Genomic DNA, 18,528 nt, shown 5'->3' with positions numbered 1-18,528 from the left:
TCCGCGCGCCCGCATCCGGGCGGGCCCGACCTCAGATCCGGCCGGCGCCGGCGCCGGCCGACACCAGCGATGGAACGGACGCCGCCGGGTCCAGGGTGTAGCCGTAGTAGGTGCTCGGCTCGGTGACCGTGCCGCCCGCCTCGCACGCTCCCGAGGCCGTGAAGATGTTGTTGCGCTGGACCAGGCGGCCCGGGGCGCTGTCGGCGTAACCGCTGGTGGAGAAGCACGGGTAGGGGACACCGGCGAAGTAGTTGCCCTCGAGCAGGATGCCGCCGTTCATGGTGGAGGCCACCCCGTACAGCGCGTTGTTGGTGAAGTAGTTGTTGTAGACGTGCACCGGGTCGCCGAAGCGCACCCGGGGATGCCGCTGCCGGGAGCCGTCGAACCAGTTGTGGTGGATGCTCACCCGCAGGTGGCCGACGTCGGTGGAGGCGGCGCCGTCGGAGTGGCCAATCAGCATGCTCTTGTCGGTGCCGGCGAAGTGGTTCCAGGAGACGGTGATGTAGTCGGCGCCGCGCACGATGTCGACCGAGCCGTCCACCGGGCGGACGAACGTGTTGTGGTCGATCCAGATGTGGTGCGACTGCTGGCCGACGTTGACCGCGTCGTCCTCGGCGTCGGTGAAGGTCAGGTTGCGCACGATGACGTTCGACGACTTGTAGAAGTCGAACCCGCCGCCGGTGATGGTCGCGGTCGAGCCGAGCCCGGTGATCGTCTTGTTCGGCCGTACGCCCTGCTTGCTGGTGATCGCGATGGTCCCGCTCACCTGGATGTTCAGCGGGCCGACGGTGTCGATCGCGGTGAGCAGCTCGTCGGTGGTGTCGACGGTGACGGTCGCGCCGCCGACCCCGCCGGTGGTGCCGGTGGCGAAACCGTCGGCGACGGCCGCGGCCAGCGGTGCGGGCGCGGCGGCCAGCGTGGCCGTCATGATCAGCGTGAGTGCGGCGTGCATCAGATCCTCCCGACTCCGGCGCCCGCGGTGACGACGGACTTCACCGTGTTCGGGTCGTCCAGGGTGTACGAGTAGTAGGTCGACGGCTCCTGCACGGTGCCGCTGCAGACGGGTGCTCCCGATTCGCCGACGAAGACGTTGTTGCGGGCCACGCAGCGGCCGGCCGGTCCGGCGTACGTGTTGGTGATCGGCTCTTCCACGTCTTCGAAGTAATTGCCCTCGACCACGCAACCGGCGGTGTTCTGGCAGGCCACCCCGGTGTCGGTGTTGTAGAAGTAATAGTTGTTGTAGACGTGTACCGGCTCGCCGAAACGCACCCGCGGGTTGCGCTGCGGCGTCGCGTCGAACCAGTTGTGGTGATAGGTCACCTTGAGCCGGCCGGTGTCCTGCGCGCCGTTGTTGTCGTCGTGGCCGAGCAGCATGTTCTTGGTGTGCTGGTGGGTGTGGTTCCAGGAGACCGTCACCAGCGACGAGCCGCGCTTGATGTCGATCAGCCCGTCGTAACCCTGGGCCAGGTCGTTGTGGTCGAGCCAGACGTGATGCGAGAACATCTGCACGTTTATCGAGTCGTCGCCGGCGTTGCGGAACGACAGGTTCTGCACGATCACGTTGTGCACAACGCCGGCCGGTGGAGTGGTCACCTCGGAGACCGGCAGCCCGATGTTGAAGCCGCCGCCGGTGATCCCGGCCGTCGCGCCCACCCCGAGGATCGACTTGTCGCTCGTCACGTCGTACATGCCGGCCGGCAGCACGATCGTGCCGCTGACGCAGACGGTGAGCGGACCGCTTGTCGCGATCGCGGCGAGCAGCTCGGCCGCGGTGTCGACGGCCACGGTCGGCCCGCCCGCGCCGCCGGTGGTGCCGGCGGCGAAGCCGGCCGGCGTGCCGGCCACCCGGCATTCGCCGGGCGGGGGCGGCGAGGTGGTCGGGGTGGGTTGCGGTTCGGGCGCGGCGGTGTCGACCAGGACGTCGTCGAAGGAGACGCTGGCGTACGAGGCGAGCAGACCGATCCGGCCGCTGGCGAAGGCGGAGTCCACCGCCTGTACGACCGGTACGCCGTCGACCGAGCCGGTAAGGGCCGAGCCCCGCACAGTCAGGGCGAGCGTGCTGCCGCCGGCCACGGCTGTCGCCAGCACGGTGGCCGCCCCGCCGGACACCCGCTGCAGCTGAATCGCACCGCCGCCGGTGATGACCAGGGCGTAGTACTCGCCGGACGAGCGGACCCGGGCGGCGATGCCGACGGTGCGGTTGCTCGCACCGAAGGCGATCGGCCGCACCCGGGCCGAGACCGTGTAGTCGGTCCACGAGGTGACGCCGGCCAGGGACCGCGCGTTGGCGCTGGTGCTGGACTGCCGGTAGGCGGGGGAGCCGTCGGTGACCACCGACCAGGAGCCGCCGTTCGTGCTCCAGCCGGTCGCGTTGCCGTCGTCGAAATTGTCGCCGAACAGCGTGTCGGCATAGGCGGGAACGGTCGCGACCGCGCTCAATAAAACGACGGCCGCAATGATGATCCAGCGATTTTTGGCCATGGCTATTCCTTCGAAACAGGCGCGCCTTTCCGAGTGCCCCGAAGGTAGATATCTAAATAGATCGAAGTCAATAAATTCTATGTGCAGGAATGTTGCAGCTGCCGCACCACCTCGGTCGCGCAGCGGGCCAGCAGGGACGCGTCCGAACCGACCCCGACGAAGCGGAACCCCAATTCGGTGTAGGCAGCGGCCTGGGCCGCGTCGCCGGCCAGGATGCCGGCCGCGATCCCGGCGTCCTTCGCGGCCACGAGCACCTGATCGAGCGCCGCGCTGAATTCCGGGGCGTCGAACCGGCCGGGACAGCCCAGGTCGGTGGACAGGTCGCGGGGGCCGACGAAGAGCACGTCGACGCCGGGCACGGCGGCGATCTCGGCGGTCGCGGCGAGGGCGCTGCGGCTCTCGATCTGCACGATGCCGACCACGCCGTCGTTCGCGGTGTCCAGGCCCTCGGGGCGCAGGCCGAAGTCGTACACCCGGTTGTAGGTGGCGACGCCGCGGTCGCCCTCGGGTGGGTAGCGCAGGTGGCGCACGGCCGCCCGGACGTCCTCGACCGAGTCGAGGCGCGGGAACATCACGCCGGCCACGCCCGCGTCGAGCAGCCGCCCGGTGCGGATCCGCTCGGCCGACTCCACCCGGGCCAGCATCGGCACCCGCCGGGCCTCGGCGGCGAGCTGCTGGTGCAGCAGCGCGCGTTCGTCGCCGCCGCCGTGCTCGAGGTCGACCAGCAGCCAGTCGAACCCGGCCACCGCACAGGCCTCGGCAGCCAGCGCCGACCCGAGCCCGAGGAACGTGCCGAACAGCGTGTCTCCGGCCGCCAGCCGGTCCCGCAGCCCGCTCATCGGTTCAGCCCCGACAGGTGTTCCACGCCGCGCAGCAGCACACCGTGGTCGAGATGGCCGTTGCCCAGCTCGCGGACCGCCTCCATCAGCTGGGCGACCAGCTCGCCCACCGGTAGCGCGACCTTGGCGGTGCGGGCCGCGTCGAGCACGATCCCGAGGTCCTTGTGGTGCAGGTCGACCCGGAACCCCGGTTTGAACCGGCGGTCCAGCATCGCGGTGCCCTTGCGGGCCAGCACGGTGCTGCCGGCCAGCCCGCCGCCGAGCACCTCCAGCCCGCGGCCCGGGTCGACGCCGCTGGCCTCCAGCAGCACGATCGCTTCGGCGACCAGCTCGATGGTGCCGGCCACGACCAGCTGGTTGGCGGCCTTCACGATCTGCCCGGACCCGGCCGGCCCGACGTGCACGATCGTGCTTCCCAGCGCCTCGAACACCGGCCGGGCCCGCTCGAAGTCGGCGAGGGCCCCGCCCACCATGATCGACAGAGCCGCCTCGATCGCGCCCTGCTCGCCGCCGGACACCGGGGCGTCGAGAGCCGCGAGACCGGCGTCGCCGGCGGCCGCCGCGATCAGCCGGGCGGTCTGCGGCCGCACCGTGCTCATGTCGATGATCAGCGTGCCCGGATCGGCGTGCATGAGCACCCCGTCGGCGCCGAGCACGACCGAGGTCACGTCGGGGGAGTCGGGCAGCATCGTGATCACCGCATCCGTGCCCCGGGACGCCTCCGCGACCGACCCGGCGGCGCGCCCGCCCGCGGCGACCAGCCGGTCGGTCCCGCCCGGCCGCCGGGTGTGCCCGACCACGTCGAAGCCGGCTTTCACCAGGTTGTCCGCCATCGGCGCGCCCATGACCCCGAGACCGATGAAACCGATCGTCCACATATGTGTATGCCAATCTAGGAGCTGGATGGCTTACAAGGTAGGAAAATCCGAAGGGCCGGTCAAGTTCCATTTATGTACGCGGATGTTAGGCTCCCGGCCACCATAGAGGGGAGCTTCGATGCGCATCCTGGTCACCGGCGGAGCGGGCAAGGTAGCCACGTCACTGCGGTCCCGGCTGGTCGCCGACGGCCGGGTACTGCGGCTGTTCGACCTGGTCCGGCCACCCGAGCTCGACGACGCCGGCGCCGAGGAGTTCGTGCTCGGCTCGCTGGCCGACCCGGATGCGGTGGCCGCCGCCTGCGCGGGCGTCGACGCGATCGTCCACCTGGGCGGCCAGAGCAAGGAGGCCGACGCCGGCGAGGTGCTGCGCTCGAACGCGCTGGGCACCTATCACCTGCTGGAGACGGCCCGCCGTCAGGGAATCAACCGCCTGATGCTGGCCTCGTCGTCGCACGCGGCCGGCTTCCACCTGCGCGACGTGGCCACCTACCCCGACGGCCTGCCCGCCGGCCTGCCACCGCGGCCCGACACCCTCTACGGGTGGAGCAAGGCCGCGGTCGAGTCGCTGGCCAGCCTCTATGTGGACCGCTTCGGCCTGGACGTCATCTGCGTACGCATCGGTCTGTGGTTTCCGACCCCGCCGCAGAACCGCGGGCTGGCCACCTGGCTGTCCCCCGACGACGGCGCCCGCCTGGTGGAGGCCTGTCTGTCCGCCCCCAGCCCCGGCTTCCGCATCATCTGGGGCGTAAGCCGCAACACCCGCCGCTGGTGGTCCCTGGCCGAGGGCGAGGCAATCGGCTATTTCCCCAAGGACGACGCCGAGATCTACGCGGCCGAGCGCATCGCCGAGTTCGGCGAGCCCAACTTCGACGACGACCCCGAGCTGAATCGCGTAGGCGCCTGGTGGTGCGACTGGCCGCTGGCCCAGCGAATGGGCTAGCGGATGCCCTCGTGGCGTAGGCGGCGGGCCAGGGCGGCGGTGTGCCGGGTTACCGCGTCGGCCACCTCCTCGATGTGGCCGGGAGTGGCGTGGTCGGCCGGCATCGAGCAGGAGATCGCGTCGGTGGCCGGGATGCGGTAACCGACCGCGACCGCGACGCAGGCGACGCCCTCGGTGTTCTGCTCGCGTTCGAAGGCCCAGCCCCGCTTGCGCACCACGTCGAGTTCCTCGTGCAGCGCGGCCCGGCCGGCGATGGTGCGTGGCTGCAGCGCCTCCAGCTGCAGCGGCAGCAACTCGTCGACCTCGGCCTCGGTCAGCTCGGCCAGCAGCGCCTGGCCGAGCGCGGTCACGTGGGCCGGGAGCCGGCGGCCCACCCGGGACACCCGGCCGCCCGAGTCGCGGGCCTCGCGGCTGGCCAGGTAGAGCACGTGGGCGTCGTCGCGCCGGGCGTAGTGGATCGTGTAGCCGACCTCGCCGCGCAGGTCTTCCAGGGTCTCCTGGGCGAACCGCAGCGCCGGGTCCCGGTCCAGGTAGGCGGTGCCGGACAGCAGCGCGTGCGGCCCCACCCCGAACGCCGAGCCGGTCTCGTCCGCCTCCACCCACTTGAGCTCGCGCAGCGTGCGCACCAGGGCGTGCAGGCTCGACCGCGGGTAGCCCATGCGTTCCTGCAACTCGGACAGGGTCAGCCGGGTCGGCGACGCGGCCAGTGTCTCGAGGATCTTCACGGTGCGCTCGGCCGATTTCACCGGCGAGGCGTCATTGATCGTTGCTGATCCGTCAAGAGTTGCCGGGACGGGTTGCGTGCGAGCCCGAGGCATTGATACCCACCATTAAGAAGGATTGTTTCCAGAGTGTTGACGGTCATCATACCGGCCGCTAGCTTGTCTCTACTCGCGTGACACACACGAAACACGCGTCCACATATGTAGACAGGAGGCAGGCACGTGTCTCGTAGGGGAGTGCTCGCCATGGCGGTGACCGTCGTCGTCGCGGCCGGCTGCCTCGCGGCGTGCGGCGACGACAGCCCGCAGGCCGACGCCAAGACCGAACTGCAGATCTGGGTCCGCAAACCGCCCGGCTCCAACACCGAGAAGACCGATCAGCAGCTGGCCGCCGCGTTCACCGCCAAGACCGGCGTGCCCACGCACGTGACCGCGCTGTTCGACGACTTCGAGACCAAGCTGCAGCAGGCGGCCGCGCAGAAGAAACTGCCGGACATCGTCATCAACGACACCGACCGGCTCGGTGGCCTGGTCAAGCAGGGCCTGGTGCGCGAGGTCGACCGTACCGCCCTGGCCGGGCAGGGCGACCTCACCCCGGCGTCCTGGCAGGCCGCGACCGGCGCGGACGGCAAGATCTACGGCGTACCCTTCTCGGCTCAGTCCTTTGCCCTTTTCATCCGCAAGGACTGGCGCGCGAAGCTGGGCCTGCCGCTGCCGAAGTCCTGGGCCGACCTGGACGCCCTGGCCACCGCCTTCACCACGAAAGACCCGGACGGCAACGGCAAGCCCGACACGTACGGCTATGTCATCCCGGCCTCCACCAAGCGCGGCTACGCCTCCTGGTACTTCGCGAGCTTCCTGTGGTCGGCCGGCGGCGACTACCTCGCCGGCGACACCGGGAAGTTCACCCCGGCGATCAACAGCGCCTCGTCGCTGGCCGCCGCCAGTGAGTTCCGGAAGCAGTTCTGCGTCGACAAGAGCGTCGTGCCCGGCTCGGTGACCGCCGAGACCACCCAGGCCCACCCGCTGTTCGAGACCGGCAAGGGCGGCATCTACTTCACCGGCCCGTACAACATGGCGCGCTTCGACAAGAACCTGGGTAGGGACAAGTACGAGGTGATCGCCCTGCCCGCCGGGCCGGGCGGCAAGAGTGTGTCGCTCGCCGAGGGGGAGAACGTCTACCTGATGGCCGGATCGGCCAACCCCGACGGACAAAGCAAATTCGCCGAGTACGCCATGTCGGTCGACGGCCAGACCCTGGGCATGGCCGGTGACACCGACGGCAACGTGGTGCGCCTGCCGGTCAACGCGAAGGTCGACATGGCGTCGGTCCGCACGGACACCCGCTGGCAGCTGTTCGCCGACATCTACCAGAACGGCGCCCGCTACGTCCCGGTCGTCCCGGACTGGACCCCGTTCCGGCAGGCCTCGGCCGACACCCTCAACGCCCTGGTCGCCGACTGCGCCGCCGACCCGAAAGCGGCGCTCGACAAGCTCGCCCAGACCTTCGACGCCGAGCTGACCAAGCAGGGAGCGAAGGCGTGACCGCCACCCTGGCTGCGCCGCCGGCCCACCGAGAGGCGGCACCGGTGGCGCGCCGGGGTAGGCGGTTCAAGCACGCCGGCGCCTGGCTCTGGCTCGCCCCGGCACTGATCCTCTTCGCGGTGTTCAAGTTCGTGCCGATGGCCCGGGCGATCAGCATGAGCTTCAAGGAGGTACGCCCGTACCTCGGCGACCGCTGGGTCGGCCTGGACAACTACCGGGCCGTGCTCGGCGACGACGCGTTCCGGGCGGCGGCCGGCCACACCGTCGTGCTGGCGGTGGGCGAGACGGTCGGCTCGATCGTGGTCGGCCTCGCTCTGGCCCTGCTGCTCGAGGGCACCGCCCGGCACCTGTGGATCGTGCGCACCGCGGTCTTCCTGCCCACCGTCACCGCGATGGCCGTGGTGGCCGCGCTGTGGCGGATCATCTACTACCCGGCCCCGGACGGCGCGCTCAACTCGGTGCTCGGCTGGCTCGGCCTCGGACCCGGGCAATACCTGGACTCGCCGCACACCTCGCTGTGGTCGGTGATGGCGGTCGGCATCTGGCGCGGTGCCCCGTACGACATGATGATCTTCATTGCCGGCCTGGCCGGCGTCGACCGCACCCTCTACGAAGCCGCCGCGGCCGACGGCGCCGGACCACTGCGCCGGCTCTGGCATGTGGCCTTCCCGGCAATGCGCCCGGTCTTCGCCATCGTCGTCACCCTGGCCGCGATCCGCGGGCTGCGCGTCTTCACCGAGATCTTCCTGCTCACCAACGGCGGCCCGAACGGCTCCACCGAGGTGGTCATGACCCTGGTCTACAAACTCGGCCTGGAACGCAACGAACTCGGCGTCGCCGCGGCCGGCTCGATGCTGCTGCTGGCCGCCACCATCCTGCTCACCCTTCTGGTTCAGCTGCTGCGGCGGCGGTCATGAGACAACTCGACACCGCCCTGGGCCTGGGCGCGGTCCGTGGCCCGATCGGCCGGATCATCAAATTCGCGCTGTACGCCCTGGCCGTCTTCATCTTCGCCGGCCCGCTGATCGCCCTGCTGGTCAGCGCGTTCGGCCGGGTCACCGACCCGACCAAGCTCTCCCTGCTGCCGCACGACCTCACCCTGGACAACTTCCAGGCCGCGGTCGATCAAGGGGTTCTGCGGTACCTGGCCAACTCCCTGATCGTAGTCGGCGGGGGGCTGCTGCTTCAGATCGCGGTCAGCGTCTCCGCCGCGTACGCCCTGGCCCGTAAGCAGTTCCCCGGCGTACGCCTCGTCATGCTCTTGATTCTGTCCACCATGATGTTGCCCGAGGAGATCCTGGCGATCCCGCTGTCGCTGGTGCTCGCCGACGTGCCGATCATCCACATCAACCTGGTCGGGACGCTCGCCGGGATGATCGTTCCGGTCGGCGCGTGGGCGTTCGCGATCCTGGTGATGACCGAGTTCATGCGCGACGTGCCGATCGAACTCGAGGAGGCGGCCCGCCTCGACGGTGCCGGTGACCTGCGCATCTTCTGGTCGGTGATCCTGCCGGTCTGCCGCCCCGCGCTGGGCGTGCTGGGCATCTTCGGCTTCACGATGATCTGGGACCAGTACATCCTGCCGCTGCTGGTCGCCCAGGACGCGAGCCAGTTCACCCTCGCCCTCGCGCTGCGCAGCCTGCGCGCCGACGAACAGGTCGGCACCGGGGTGCTGATCGCCTCGGCGCTGCTCGCGCTGCTGCCCTCGGTCGTGGTGTTCCTGGCGCTGCAGCGCCAGTTCATGCGCGGCCTGACCTCCGGAGCGATCAAAGGATGACAATGCTTTCGGTACGCGGGGTAAAGGTCACACCGATCGCCTTTCCCGATCCGCCCCTGCTGAACTCGGCCGGCGTGCACGAGCCGTGGGCGTTACGTGCGGTGCTCCAGGTGTTCGCGGGCGACCTCGTCGGGTTGGGCGAGACCTATGGCGACATAGCGCATCTATCGCTTTTGGGAGCGGCAGCAGCGTCTCTCGATGGCCTGGATATTTACGACCTGTCAGGTTTGTCTCAGCGGATAGCCGCGGCCATCGGCACCGTCGACGCACCCGACCGGCACGGGCTCACCGGCGACTCGACCGCCGCCAAGACCCTGGCCCGAGTCGTGTCGGCGTTCGAGGTCGCGCTGCTCGACCTGCAGGGACAGGCCATCGGGCGGCCGGTCCACGACCTGCTCGGCGGGAAGGTGCGCGACCGGGTGCCGTTCTCCGCGTACCTCTTCTACAAGTGGGCCGGCCATCCCGGCGCGTCACCGGACGCCTGGGGGCCGGCGCTCGATCCCGCCGGGATCGTGGCCCAGGCCCGCTCGATGATCGACCGCTACGGCTTCGAGTCGATCAAGCTCAAGGGCGGCGTCTTCCCACCCGCCGAGGAGATCGACGCGATCCGGGCGCTGCGCGACGCCTTCCCGTCGCTGCCGCTGCGGCTCGACCCCAATGCCGCGTGGACCCCGGCGACCTCGATCAAGGTCGCGGCCGAGACGTCCGGACTCCTCGAATACCTGGAGGACCCGACCGGCGGGCTGGCCGGGATGGCCGAGGTGGCCGCGCTCGCCCCGATGCCGCTGGCGACCAACATGTGCGTGGTCGCTTTCGCCGACCTGCCCGAGGCGGTACGCCGTGGCTCGGTCCAGATCGTGCTGGCCGACCACCACTACTGGGGTGGGCTGCGCGCCTCGGCCGAACTCGCCGCGATCTGCCGCACCTGGGGACTCGGCGTCTCCATGCACTCCAATTCCCACCTCGGCATCAGCCTGGCCGCCATGACGCACCTCGCCGCGTCGACGCCTTTTCTCACGTACGCCGTGGACACGCACACGCCGTGGCAGTCCGGGGTGGACGTGGTCACCGCGCCGCTCGAGATCAGCGGGGGAGCGGCCACCGTGCCGGACACGCCCGGCCTGGGCGTGACCCTCGACCAGGACGCGCTCGCCCGGCTGCACGAGAACTGGCTGCACTGCGGTATCCGCGAACGCGACGACACCTCCTACCGGCAACGGTTCGAGCCCGACTACGTCAAACGGAGGCCGCGATGGTGAACGGGCACGCCTATCCGTGGGATGTGCTGGGCGATCCCGGCTTTCTCGCCCGGGCGCCGCAGCGGATCACGCTGGCGGCGGCCTATCACTCCACGCGAGCCGCCACCCCGATGCACCCGGCGCATCGCATCGTCGACGCCCGGTGGGCGGCGCTCTATCGCCCGGTGCGCCCGTCGGCCTGGAAAGGCCAGGATCTGCGGCCGATCGAGCCGTCCTGGGTCGCGTCCCCGGACGCCTTCGGCGAGGCCGCGACCCTGCTCAAACAGGCCGGCCACCAGGTGACGGCCTGGATCGTGCTTACACACAACACCCGCCTCGGCACGCGACGACCGGACGTCACGGTGGTCAATTGCTTCGGCGAGCCCTATCCGTACGCGTTGTGCCCCGCCCACGCCGAAGTGCGCGACCACGCCGCCACCCTCGCCGCGGAAGCCGTCCACGACCTGGACCTGGACGGCGTCTCGCTGGAGGGTTGCGGCCAGATGGGCGTCACCCATCTGGGCCACCACGAGAAGACCGACGGCGCCTGGACGCCGTCCACCGCCCGGCTGCTGTCCATCTGCTGCTGCACCGGGTGCCGGACGGCGTGGGCGGCCGACGGCCTCGATCCGGCCGAGGTGGTGGCCGCACTGCGAGCGGCCACGCGCGCGGCCGAGGTGCCGTCTGCTCCGGCAGCGGGCGGGCCGGCCGGCGAGGTGCTGGCGGCGCTGCTGGCGGTCCGGCATCGGCACACCGACCTGCTGCGCGCTCAAGTGCTCGCCGCTCTTCCCTCGGACCTGCCGGTCACGCTGCACGCGCACCCGGACCCGTGGGCGACCGGCCCCTCGCCGGGCCTGACCGCTTCCGCCGCCGCCGACGTGGATGCCCTGCTCGTGCCGTGCTGGCCGCTCGGCTCCGAGGACCTGGTCCGGCAGGCGGTCGCCCACGGCCGGCCGGTCGACGCCTACGTGACCCTGCTCCACCCGACGGATCCCGCCACGCTCGCGCCGCACGTCCAGGCTCTCCGGGCCGCCGGCGCCAGCCGCTTCAGCCTTTACCACCTGGGCCTGGCCCCCGCCTGGCGCCAGGACCTGTTCGCCGCGGTCGCCGCCGCGGTCGCATGAAGGAGCCCACCGTGTACCGAAGAGCAGCGGCACTGGCCGCAGCCGGCCTGGCCGTCCTCGCCATAGCCCCACCCGTCCACGCCCAAACCGTGAGTCCCACCAACGTTGGCCGCCCTAACGTTCGTCTCACTAACGTTGGGCTCACTAACGTTAGGGCGACTAACGTTGGGCTGCCTAACGTTGGGCACACTAACGTTAGGGCGACTAACGTTAGCGGCGCTAACGTTAGTGCCGCGGTCGCGGTTGACTCGGCGCATCCGGGTCGGCGGCTCAACGCTGACGCCGTGGGGCTGTCGTTCGAGATGCGGGAGCTTGGCATCGGGAACCTGGACCCGGCCAAGGGCAACATGACCCAGCTGATGCGCACGCTCGGCCCGAGCAACCTGCGGATCGGCGGCAACACTCTCGACCGCGACACCCTCTGGATTCCGGCCGGGCAGACCCCGCCCGACCCCAAGCCGGCCTGGGTCGAGGACATCGTCACCCCGGCCGACCTCAAGCGCCTCCGCGCGCTGCTCGACGCCACCGGCTGGAAGACCGAGGTAGGCGTCAACGTCGGCCGCTGGGACCCGGCCCGGGCCGCCGACCAGGTCCGCGCGATGGACCGCATCCTCGGCAAACGCCTGGTCGCGGTGGAATGCGGCAACGAACCGGACCAGTGGGCGGGCAAGGCCCTGCGCCCGGCCGGCTTCGACTACCCGCAGTACCACGCCGACTGGTCGGCCTGCGCCGACGTCGTCGGCCACGACCGGATCGCCGGCCCGGACACTGCCGGCACCTCCTCGTCCTGGGCGGCCTCGCTGGCCGCCGACGAGCACGACCGGATGGCGATGCTGACCGTCCACCAGTACGCGTCGGGCCCCGACATCACCATCGACCGGATGCTGGCGCCCGGCCAGATCGCCGCGCAGCTCAACTCGGTCGCCGGCAACCTGGCCGCGGCCACCGCGAACGGCCTGCCGATGCGGGTCGACGAGGCCAACTCGGCCTACAGCGGCGGCGTCGACGGTGTCAGCAACAAATACGCGTCCGCGCTCTGGGTGATCGATTACGGACTCTCGATGGCGCAGGCCGGGATGGCCGGCGTCAACATCCACGGCGGCCTCGGCGTCTGCAACGACCCGATCTGGAACGGCAAATTCCAGCGCTACACCCCGATCTGCGCGTCCAGCAAGGCCTACGAGCTCGCCCAGCACTACCGGGTCATGCCGATCTACTACGGCATCTGGATGGCCCGGCAGATGGGCCCGGGCCGATTCCTTCCGGTCACCCTCAATACCAACAACAACATCTCGGCGTACGCCGTGCGGGGCGACGACGGACGCACCCGCATCGCCCTGGTGCAGAAGGACGCCGCCCCGGTCGAGGTGACGCTCACCGTCGGTGGCCGCGATCGAGCCGCCTCGGTGCTGGCGATGACCGGCACCGCACTCGACCAGGAGACCACCGCCGTGCAGGGCGCGACGGTCGACGCGAGCGGCCACTTCCGGCCGGTGCCGTCAAAGGCCCGGGTCGCGGGCGGCACGCTGACGCTCACGGTGGCGGCCGGTAGCGCCGTGGTGGTGACGCTGTGAAACGACGTACGCTGCTGGCCTCGGGTTTTCTGCCTTTTGTGCCCTTGCCGAAGAGCCCGGAACTGGTGACCGTCGCGGCCGCCTCAGCGGCCCGCACCGACCGCCGGCCGGTGGCCGGCGGCGTGCACGACCCCCGGGCCGGCAAGACCTTCATCTCCTGGGGTGGTTTTCAGGAGGACAACTACGTTCAGGAGTACGACCACCGGCGGCGCACCTGGTCGGCGCCGGTGCGGGTAGCCGGCGGCGACAACGACTCGCACAACTACCCGACCCTGGTCCAGGCCGACGACGGTCACCTGCTGGTCTTCCGCGGCCTGCACAACCGCGAACTGTGGGTGGCCCGATCCCCGCGCCCGCACTCGATCGCCGGCGTCTGGACCGACACGATCATCCCGGAGGGACTCGGTGCGACCTATCCGATGCCGGTGAAGACCTCCGCCGGGCACCTTTTCGTGTTCATCCGGGAGACGGCCGGCGACTTCGACCCGGCGTTCCCCACCGACACCCGGCCGATGAAGTACGTGCGGTCGGTCGACAACGGCCGCACCTGGCAGAGTTCTACCGCCCTGACCGGCGACCGCTGGTGCATCGCGCCGCTCAACCGGCCGGACAACATGAACGAGATCTACCTCGGCCAGCTGCGCCACCTCACCAACCCGGAACGCATCGCTATGGTGTGGACGCTGGCCGGCGGCGGGCCGGAGGGCCACCTGCACGACCGCTACCACCGCAACGTCTACTACGCCGAGTTCGACCCGTCGACCCTGCGGTTCCGCTCGGCCGGCGGGCACGACCTGGGCACCGTCGTCGACGACGCCGGCCAGGAGCAGCACCTGAAGGTCGCCACCACCGAGCTGCAGGCGGTGAACCCGCGCTCACCCGACTACATCAGCCTGGTCGGCGCCACGCTCGGCGGCCGGGCCCCGTTCGTGGTCTGGATGCAGCTCGACGAGCAGGCCCGGGTGCACGGCCACGCCGCGGTGCACCGCCCCGGCCACGGCTGGCGCCACCAGGACCTGGGCACCGGCGCCCGGTTCCGCGACATGGAACCGGCCGACTCGCTCTCCTGGCGGGTCTACGCCACCCCGGATCCGGCGGCCACCGGCGTCGACACGTACCGCCTGGTCCCGGGCCGATCCTGGCGCCGCGAGTCGTCGCTGGCCACCCCGCAGCCGATCCAGCGGATCGAGGTCATCGCCGGGCACCGCCGCTCGCCGCGCCTGCTGCTGACCGGCGCCAGCAGCGCCCGCGAGGTCACCGTCGCCGACGGGGACGTGTACGTGACCGGTTGACCAAGGCCCGTTACCACGGGTGGGTAGGCTTTCGGGGTGGCTGAACTGGATGAAGAGACGATCGCGTTCGCCCATCGCATGTTCGATCTGGCCCGCTCCGGTGGCACCGAGGAGCTGATCGGCAACGTCATCGCGGGTCTGCCGGCCAATCTCACCAACGACTCCGGCGACACCCTGCTCATCCTCGCGGCCTATCACAACCACGTCGACACCGTGATCGCGCTGCTGGAGCAGGGGGCCGAACCGAACCGGGTCAACGACCGGGGGCAGTCCGCGCTGGTCGCCGCGGTGTTCCAGCAGAACCCCGAGACGGTCAAGGCACTGCTCGCCACCGGGGCCGATCCGGCCGGCGGCACGCCGTCGGCGCTGGCCACGGCTGATTTCTACGAGCTTCCGGAGATGGTCGCGCTGCTGCGCGGCGCCTGATTCCGCACGCTCCACCCGTAACTCTGTTCGGAGGACACCATTCGTACCGTCAACGCCATCGCCGCGCCCTCGGCCACCGAGCCGCTCGTGCGCACCACCGTCGAGCGGCGCGACGTCGGGCCGCGCGACGTTCTGATCGAGATCCGGTATGCCGGTATCTGCCACTCCGACATCCACACCGTGCGCGGCGAGTGGGGTCCGATCGCCTACCCGCAGACCGTCGGCCACGAGATCGTCGGCGCGGTCACCGAGGTCGGCGCCGAGGTCACCCGGCACGCGGTCGGCGACCGGGTCGGGGTCGGCTGCATGGTCAACTCCTGCCGGGACTGCGCCAACTGCCAGGCCGGACAGGAGCAGTACTGCCTGGCCGGCAACACCGGCACCTACACCGCGGTCGACCGGGACGGCACGATCACCCAGGGCGGTTACTCGACGCACATCGTGGTGGACCAGGACTTCGTGCTGCGGGTGCCGGAGTCGATCCCGTACGAGCAGGCGGCCCCGCTTCTCTGTGCCGGCATCACGACGTACTCTCCGCTGTCGCATTGGAAAGCCGGACCCGGCACCAACGTCGCGGTGGTCGGCCTGGGTGGCCTCGGCCATATGGCCGTCAAGATCGCCGCCGCGATGGGCGCCGAGGTGACCGTGCTGTCGCAGACCCTCGGCAAGAAGGAGGACGGGCTGGCCTTCGGCGCGAAGCACTACTACGCCACCGGTGACCCGGCCACGTTCGAGAAGCTGGCCAACACGTTCGACCTGATCATCAACACGGTCAGCGCGCCGGTCGACATGGGCGCCTACCTGTCGCTGCTGCGCCTGGACGGCACCCTGGTCGCGGTGGGTGCCCCGCCGGAAGCGCTGCCGGTGCAGGTGTTCTCGCTGTTCGGCAACCGGCGCTCGTTCGCCGGATCGAGCATCGGCGGCATCGCCGAGACCCAGGAGATGCTGGACTTCTGCGCCGAGCACGGCATCGCGTCCGAGGTCGAGGTCATCGACGGCGACGCGGTCAACGAGGCGTACGAGCGGGTGCTCAAGTCCGATGTCCGCTTCCGGTTCGTGATCGATATCGACTCGATCCGCTGAGCTGAACGCTCCGCTCGGGGAAGATGGGCAGCATGAAGGCAGCCCGTTTCAGCCGGTTCGGTGGTCCGGAGGTCCTCGAGATCGTGGACCTTCCGGACCCGCATCCCGGGCCGCGGCAGATCCGGATCGCGGTGCACGCGGCCGGGGTCAGCCTGAGCGACTGGAAGAAGCGCAAGGGTCTGATGGATCAGGACCTCCCGCAGACCCTGGGCTACGAGGCGGCCGGGATCGTCGACGAGATCGGTGACGGCGTCTCCGGTGTCGCGCTCGGCGACCGGGTGTTCGGCGTCAACGGTGACGGGGCCGCCCAGGCCGAGCGGGCGGTCCTGTCGGCCTGGGCGCCGATCCCGGCGTCGCTCGACTTCGCGCAGGTCGCCGCGTTGCCGGCGGCCATCGAGACGGCCGCGCGGGCGCTCGACCAGCTCGGCGTCACCGGTGGCGGCACGCTGCTGATCAACGGCGCGTCCGGGAGCGTCGGCAGCGCTGCCGTGCAGTTCGCGGTGGCCCGGGGCGCCCGGGTGATCGGTACCGCCAGCCCGGCCAACCACGACTACCTGCGCTCGCTCGGCGCCGAGCCGGTCGGTTACGGCGACGGTTTGGCCGGGCCGGTGCTTCGGCTCGCGCCCGGCGGCGTCGACCGGGCGCTCGACGTGGCCGGCAGTGACGTGCTGCCGGAACTCATCGAGCTGGCCGGCGGGGCCGAGCACGTCCTGACGGTGGCCGATTTCGCCGGCGCGCGGAAGTACGACGTGCGGTTCAGCCGGGGGGACTCCGGTCGTGCGCTCTACATTCTCGGCGAGATCGGCGGGCTGATCGAGTCCGGCCGTTTCGCGCTCCCGCCGGTGCGGACGTTCCCGCTGGCCGAGATCGCCGAGGCGCACCGGGTCAGCGAGTCGGGCCGGGCTCGGGGCAAGATCGTATTGTTGCCTATTTAGCGGCATATGCCCGAAATGATAGACTCAGCCGCGAGGCGTCAATGGTGACGCCGGACGGAGAAGAACCATGCGCCGCATCGCCATTTTGGCCACGTTGTGCTCGATTGCAGCACTCGCACCGGCCGCACCGGTGGCCGCCGCACCGGGTTTGGCTCCCGCTGCTTCGATCGTGCTGGACCGCTCGGGCGGCTTCGCCGGGCGCCAGGAGACGTTCTCGGTCGACCGCACCACCGCAGGCGGCGACCGGGCGCTGCGGTTGGTCGCCACCCCCGAGTTCCGCTGGCTGCGCAGTTCGTACCAGCCGGCGAACCCCTGCTGCGACCGCTACTTCTACCGGGTCGCCGTCACCTACCGGGACGGCCGCCGCCAGACCGTCTCGACCGTCCAGGGCGCGTCCGCCCCACGCATCCTCTGGGACGTCATCGCCGAGGTGGAGCGGGTCGGCGCACGCCCGGCGTATCCGGTAGCGGTCAGCGGAGCCGCTCCGCCGGTCCGGTGATCATTCTCGACCTGTCCTCTCCATAGCTGCGAGAATGCGCGGATGGACGACCAGAAGCAGCACGCCGAGGACGATCCGAACACGACTACGCCGATGAGCCGCCGAGCACTCTTCGGCCGCACCGCCCTGCTGGCCGCGGGCGGGGCCGCAGTCCTCTTCGGCCTGACCGCCTGCCCGGGCGGCGACGGTGATGACGACGACGAGGATGACGAGGACGACGACTAGGCAGTGACCCGGTCGTTGTGGGCCCGGCCCTGTTGGGTCGGGCCTTTTCGGCCTCTTGGGTCGGGCCCGCCCGGCGCGGGCGCGCGGAGGGTGAGTGCCGCCCAGCGAAACCGGGGGCCAGGGGACTGGTCCGACGGCGTACTTGAAAAAGAGCGTGACGAGCGCTGGTGATTTCGCCGATGCGTGGTGGGTTTTGTTGCACTGAGGATGCAGAGACCCCGAACGCCTCTGGAGGTTTCATGCGTCGTCTCGTCGTCCTCATCACCGCCGTGCTGGCCGCGCTCGCGCTCAGCCCGGCCCTTCCCGCGGCCGCCGCCCCCGGCACGCCGGTGATCTTCGTGCACGGTTACACCGGCAGCGCCTCGAACTGGACCACCGCGATCTCGGTGTTCCGTTCCGGCGGTTATGCGAGCAGCGAGCTGTTCGCCTACGAGTACAACTCGTACGGCAACAACATCACCAACGCGCAGGGCCTGGCCAGTTACGTCAGCCAGGTGCGGTCGCGGACCGGCGCGGCCCAGGTCGACATCGTCAACCACTCGATGGGCGGCCTGGTCAGCCTCTGGTATCTGAAGCAGCTGGGCGGCGCGCAGTACGTGCGGCACCTGGCCTCGATCGCCGGCGCCAACCACGGCACCACCTACGCGAGTGCCTGCCTGATCTACGTGACCTGCCAGCAGATGTATCCCGGCTCGTCGTTCATCAACACGCTGAGCGCCGGCGACGAAACCCCGGGCAGCACCAAGTACGGAACGTGGTACTCCCCGTGCGACGGCATCATCATCCCCTACACCAGCACGGTGCTGAGCGGCGCCACCAACAACTACGTGGCGTGCCAGACCCACATCGGCTACCTGACCGACACGGTCACGCTCACCCAGATCCGCTCCTTCCTGGCGACCTGATCTGGCCCGGAGACGGCCGCGCCCCAACCGGGGCGCGGCCGTCGC

The 18,528-nt window shown here is 70.3% G+C and carries 19 protein-coding genes; 14 read left to right on the top strand and 5 right to left on the bottom strand.

Annotated features, from left to right (window positions below):
- Positions 1-31: 31 nt before the first annotated feature.
- The 4 genes from Ate02nite_RS15045 to Ate02nite_RS15030 form a co-directional block, all read right to left on the bottom strand.
- Complete coding sequence (locus Ate02nite_RS15045; RefSeq protein WP_203805746.1) at positions 32-952, bottom strand: pectate lyase family protein; 921 nt, start codon at positions 950-952, stop codon at positions 32-34.
- Positions 952-2,481, bottom strand: a complete 1,530-nt coding sequence (locus Ate02nite_RS15040) for a pectate lyase family protein (RefSeq protein ID WP_203805744.1) — start codon at positions 2,479-2,481, stop codon at positions 952-954. The genes Ate02nite_RS15045 and Ate02nite_RS15040 overlap by 1 nt, the downstream gene beginning before the upstream one ends.
- Before the next feature lie 77 nt (positions 2,482-2,558).
- Complete coding sequence (locus Ate02nite_RS15035) at positions 2,559-3,320, bottom strand: HpcH/HpaI aldolase family protein (RefSeq protein ID WP_203805742.1); 762 nt, start codon at positions 3,318-3,320, stop codon at positions 2,559-2,561.
- The gene (locus Ate02nite_RS15030; protein WP_203805740.1) at positions 3,317-4,198 is read right to left on the bottom strand and encodes a 2-hydroxy-3-oxopropionate reductase; all 882 of its coding nucleotides are present in this window, start codon (positions 4,196-4,198) and stop codon (positions 3,317-3,319) included. The genes Ate02nite_RS15035 and Ate02nite_RS15030 overlap by 4 nt, the downstream gene beginning before the upstream one ends.
- A 118-nt stretch (positions 4,199-4,316) precedes the next feature.
- Here Ate02nite_RS15030 and Ate02nite_RS15025 point away from each other — a divergent pair, with 118 nt between their 5' ends.
- Positions 4,317-5,138: an NAD-dependent epimerase/dehydratase family protein gene (locus tag Ate02nite_RS15025; protein ID WP_203805738.1), complete on the top strand. Its 822-nt coding sequence runs from the start codon at positions 4,317-4,319 to the stop codon at positions 5,136-5,138.
- Here the strand turns inward: Ate02nite_RS15025 and Ate02nite_RS15020 are convergent.
- On the bottom strand, positions 5,135-5,884 hold the full coding sequence (locus tag Ate02nite_RS15020) for an IclR family transcriptional regulator (RefSeq protein WP_239147424.1): 750 nt from the start codon (positions 5,882-5,884) through the stop codon (positions 5,135-5,137). The genes Ate02nite_RS15025 and Ate02nite_RS15020 overlap by 4 nt on opposite strands.
- Positions 5,885-6,082: 198 nt before the next feature.
- Between Ate02nite_RS15020 and Ate02nite_RS15015 the strand changes: the two genes are divergently transcribed.
- From Ate02nite_RS15015 to Ate02nite_RS14955, 13 genes are all read left to right on the top strand, one after another.
- The gene (locus tag Ate02nite_RS15015) at positions 6,083-7,405 is read left to right on the top strand and encodes a sugar ABC transporter substrate-binding protein (protein WP_239147423.1); all 1,323 of its coding nucleotides are present in this window, start codon (positions 6,083-6,085) and stop codon (positions 7,403-7,405) included.
- The gene (locus Ate02nite_RS15010; protein ID WP_239147422.1) at positions 7,402-8,322 is read left to right on the top strand and encodes a carbohydrate ABC transporter permease; all 921 of its coding nucleotides are present in this window, start codon (positions 7,402-7,404) and stop codon (positions 8,320-8,322) included. Before Ate02nite_RS15015 ends, Ate02nite_RS15010 begins: the two co-directional genes overlap by 4 nt.
- Positions 8,319-9,182: a carbohydrate ABC transporter permease gene (locus Ate02nite_RS15005; RefSeq protein ID WP_203805734.1), complete on the top strand. Its 864-nt coding sequence runs from the start codon at positions 8,319-8,321 to the stop codon at positions 9,180-9,182. The genes Ate02nite_RS15010 and Ate02nite_RS15005 overlap by 4 nt, the downstream gene beginning before the upstream one ends.
- Positions 9,179-10,441, top strand: a complete 1,263-nt coding sequence (locus tag Ate02nite_RS15000; RefSeq protein WP_203805732.1) for a glucarate dehydratase family protein — start codon at positions 9,179-9,181, stop codon at positions 10,439-10,441. The genes Ate02nite_RS15005 and Ate02nite_RS15000 overlap by 4 nt, the downstream gene beginning before the upstream one ends.
- Positions 10,435-11,544: a hypothetical protein gene (locus tag Ate02nite_RS14995; protein WP_203805730.1), complete on the top strand. Its 1,110-nt coding sequence runs from the start codon at positions 10,435-10,437 to the stop codon at positions 11,542-11,544. Before Ate02nite_RS15000 ends, Ate02nite_RS14995 begins: the two co-directional genes overlap by 7 nt.
- A gap of 284 nt (positions 11,545-11,828) precedes the next feature.
- Complete coding sequence (locus tag Ate02nite_RS14990; protein ID WP_203805728.1) at positions 11,829-13,118, top strand: glycosyl hydrolase family 79 C-terminal domain-containing protein; 1,290 nt, start codon at positions 11,829-11,831, stop codon at positions 13,116-13,118.
- The gene (locus Ate02nite_RS14985; RefSeq protein ID WP_203805726.1) at positions 13,115-14,410 is read left to right on the top strand and encodes a BNR-4 repeat-containing protein; all 1,296 of its coding nucleotides are present in this window, start codon (positions 13,115-13,117) and stop codon (positions 14,408-14,410) included. Before Ate02nite_RS14990 ends, Ate02nite_RS14985 begins: the two co-directional genes overlap by 4 nt.
- A gap of 36 nt (positions 14,411-14,446) precedes the next feature.
- Positions 14,447-14,836 carry an ankyrin repeat domain-containing protein gene (locus Ate02nite_RS14980; RefSeq protein WP_203805724.1) on the top strand — a complete coding sequence of 130 codons (390 nt, stop codon included), beginning with the start codon at positions 14,447-14,449 and terminating at the stop codon, positions 14,834-14,836.
- Positions 14,837-14,875: 39 nt separating this feature from the next.
- Positions 14,876-15,919 (top strand): NAD(P)-dependent alcohol dehydrogenase, encoded by a 1,044-nt coding sequence (locus Ate02nite_RS14975; protein WP_203805847.1) that lies wholly within the window; start codon positions 14,876-14,878, stop codon positions 15,917-15,919.
- 32 nt (positions 15,920-15,951) lie between these two features.
- Complete coding sequence (locus Ate02nite_RS14970; RefSeq protein ID WP_203805721.1) at positions 15,952-16,854, top strand: NADP-dependent oxidoreductase; 903 nt, start codon at positions 15,952-15,954, stop codon at positions 16,852-16,854.
- A 67-nt stretch (positions 16,855-16,921) separates the two neighbouring features.
- The gene (locus Ate02nite_RS14965; protein WP_203805719.1) at positions 16,922-17,353 is read left to right on the top strand and encodes a protealysin inhibitor emfourin; all 432 of its coding nucleotides are present in this window, start codon (positions 16,922-16,924) and stop codon (positions 17,351-17,353) included.
- A 42-nt stretch (positions 17,354-17,395) separates the two neighbouring features.
- Positions 17,396-17,578 (top strand): hypothetical protein, encoded by a 183-nt coding sequence (locus Ate02nite_RS14960; protein WP_203805717.1) that lies wholly within the window; start codon positions 17,396-17,398, stop codon positions 17,576-17,578.
- A 239-nt stretch (positions 17,579-17,817) separates the two neighbouring features.
- Complete coding sequence (locus Ate02nite_RS14955) at positions 17,818-18,483, top strand: esterase/lipase family protein (protein ID WP_203805715.1); 666 nt, start codon at positions 17,818-17,820, stop codon at positions 18,481-18,483.
- The last annotated feature ends 45 nt before the right edge of the window (positions 18,484-18,528 follow it).

The sequence above is a fragment of the Paractinoplanes tereljensis genome (genome assembly GCF_016862435.1).
Classification (GTDB): domain Bacteria; phylum Actinomycetota; class Actinomycetes; order Mycobacteriales; family Micromonosporaceae; genus Actinoplanes; species Actinoplanes tereljensis.
The sequence above is the reverse complement of the archived record's forward strand: the minus strand, read 5'-3'. Positions and strand labels throughout refer to the sequence as shown.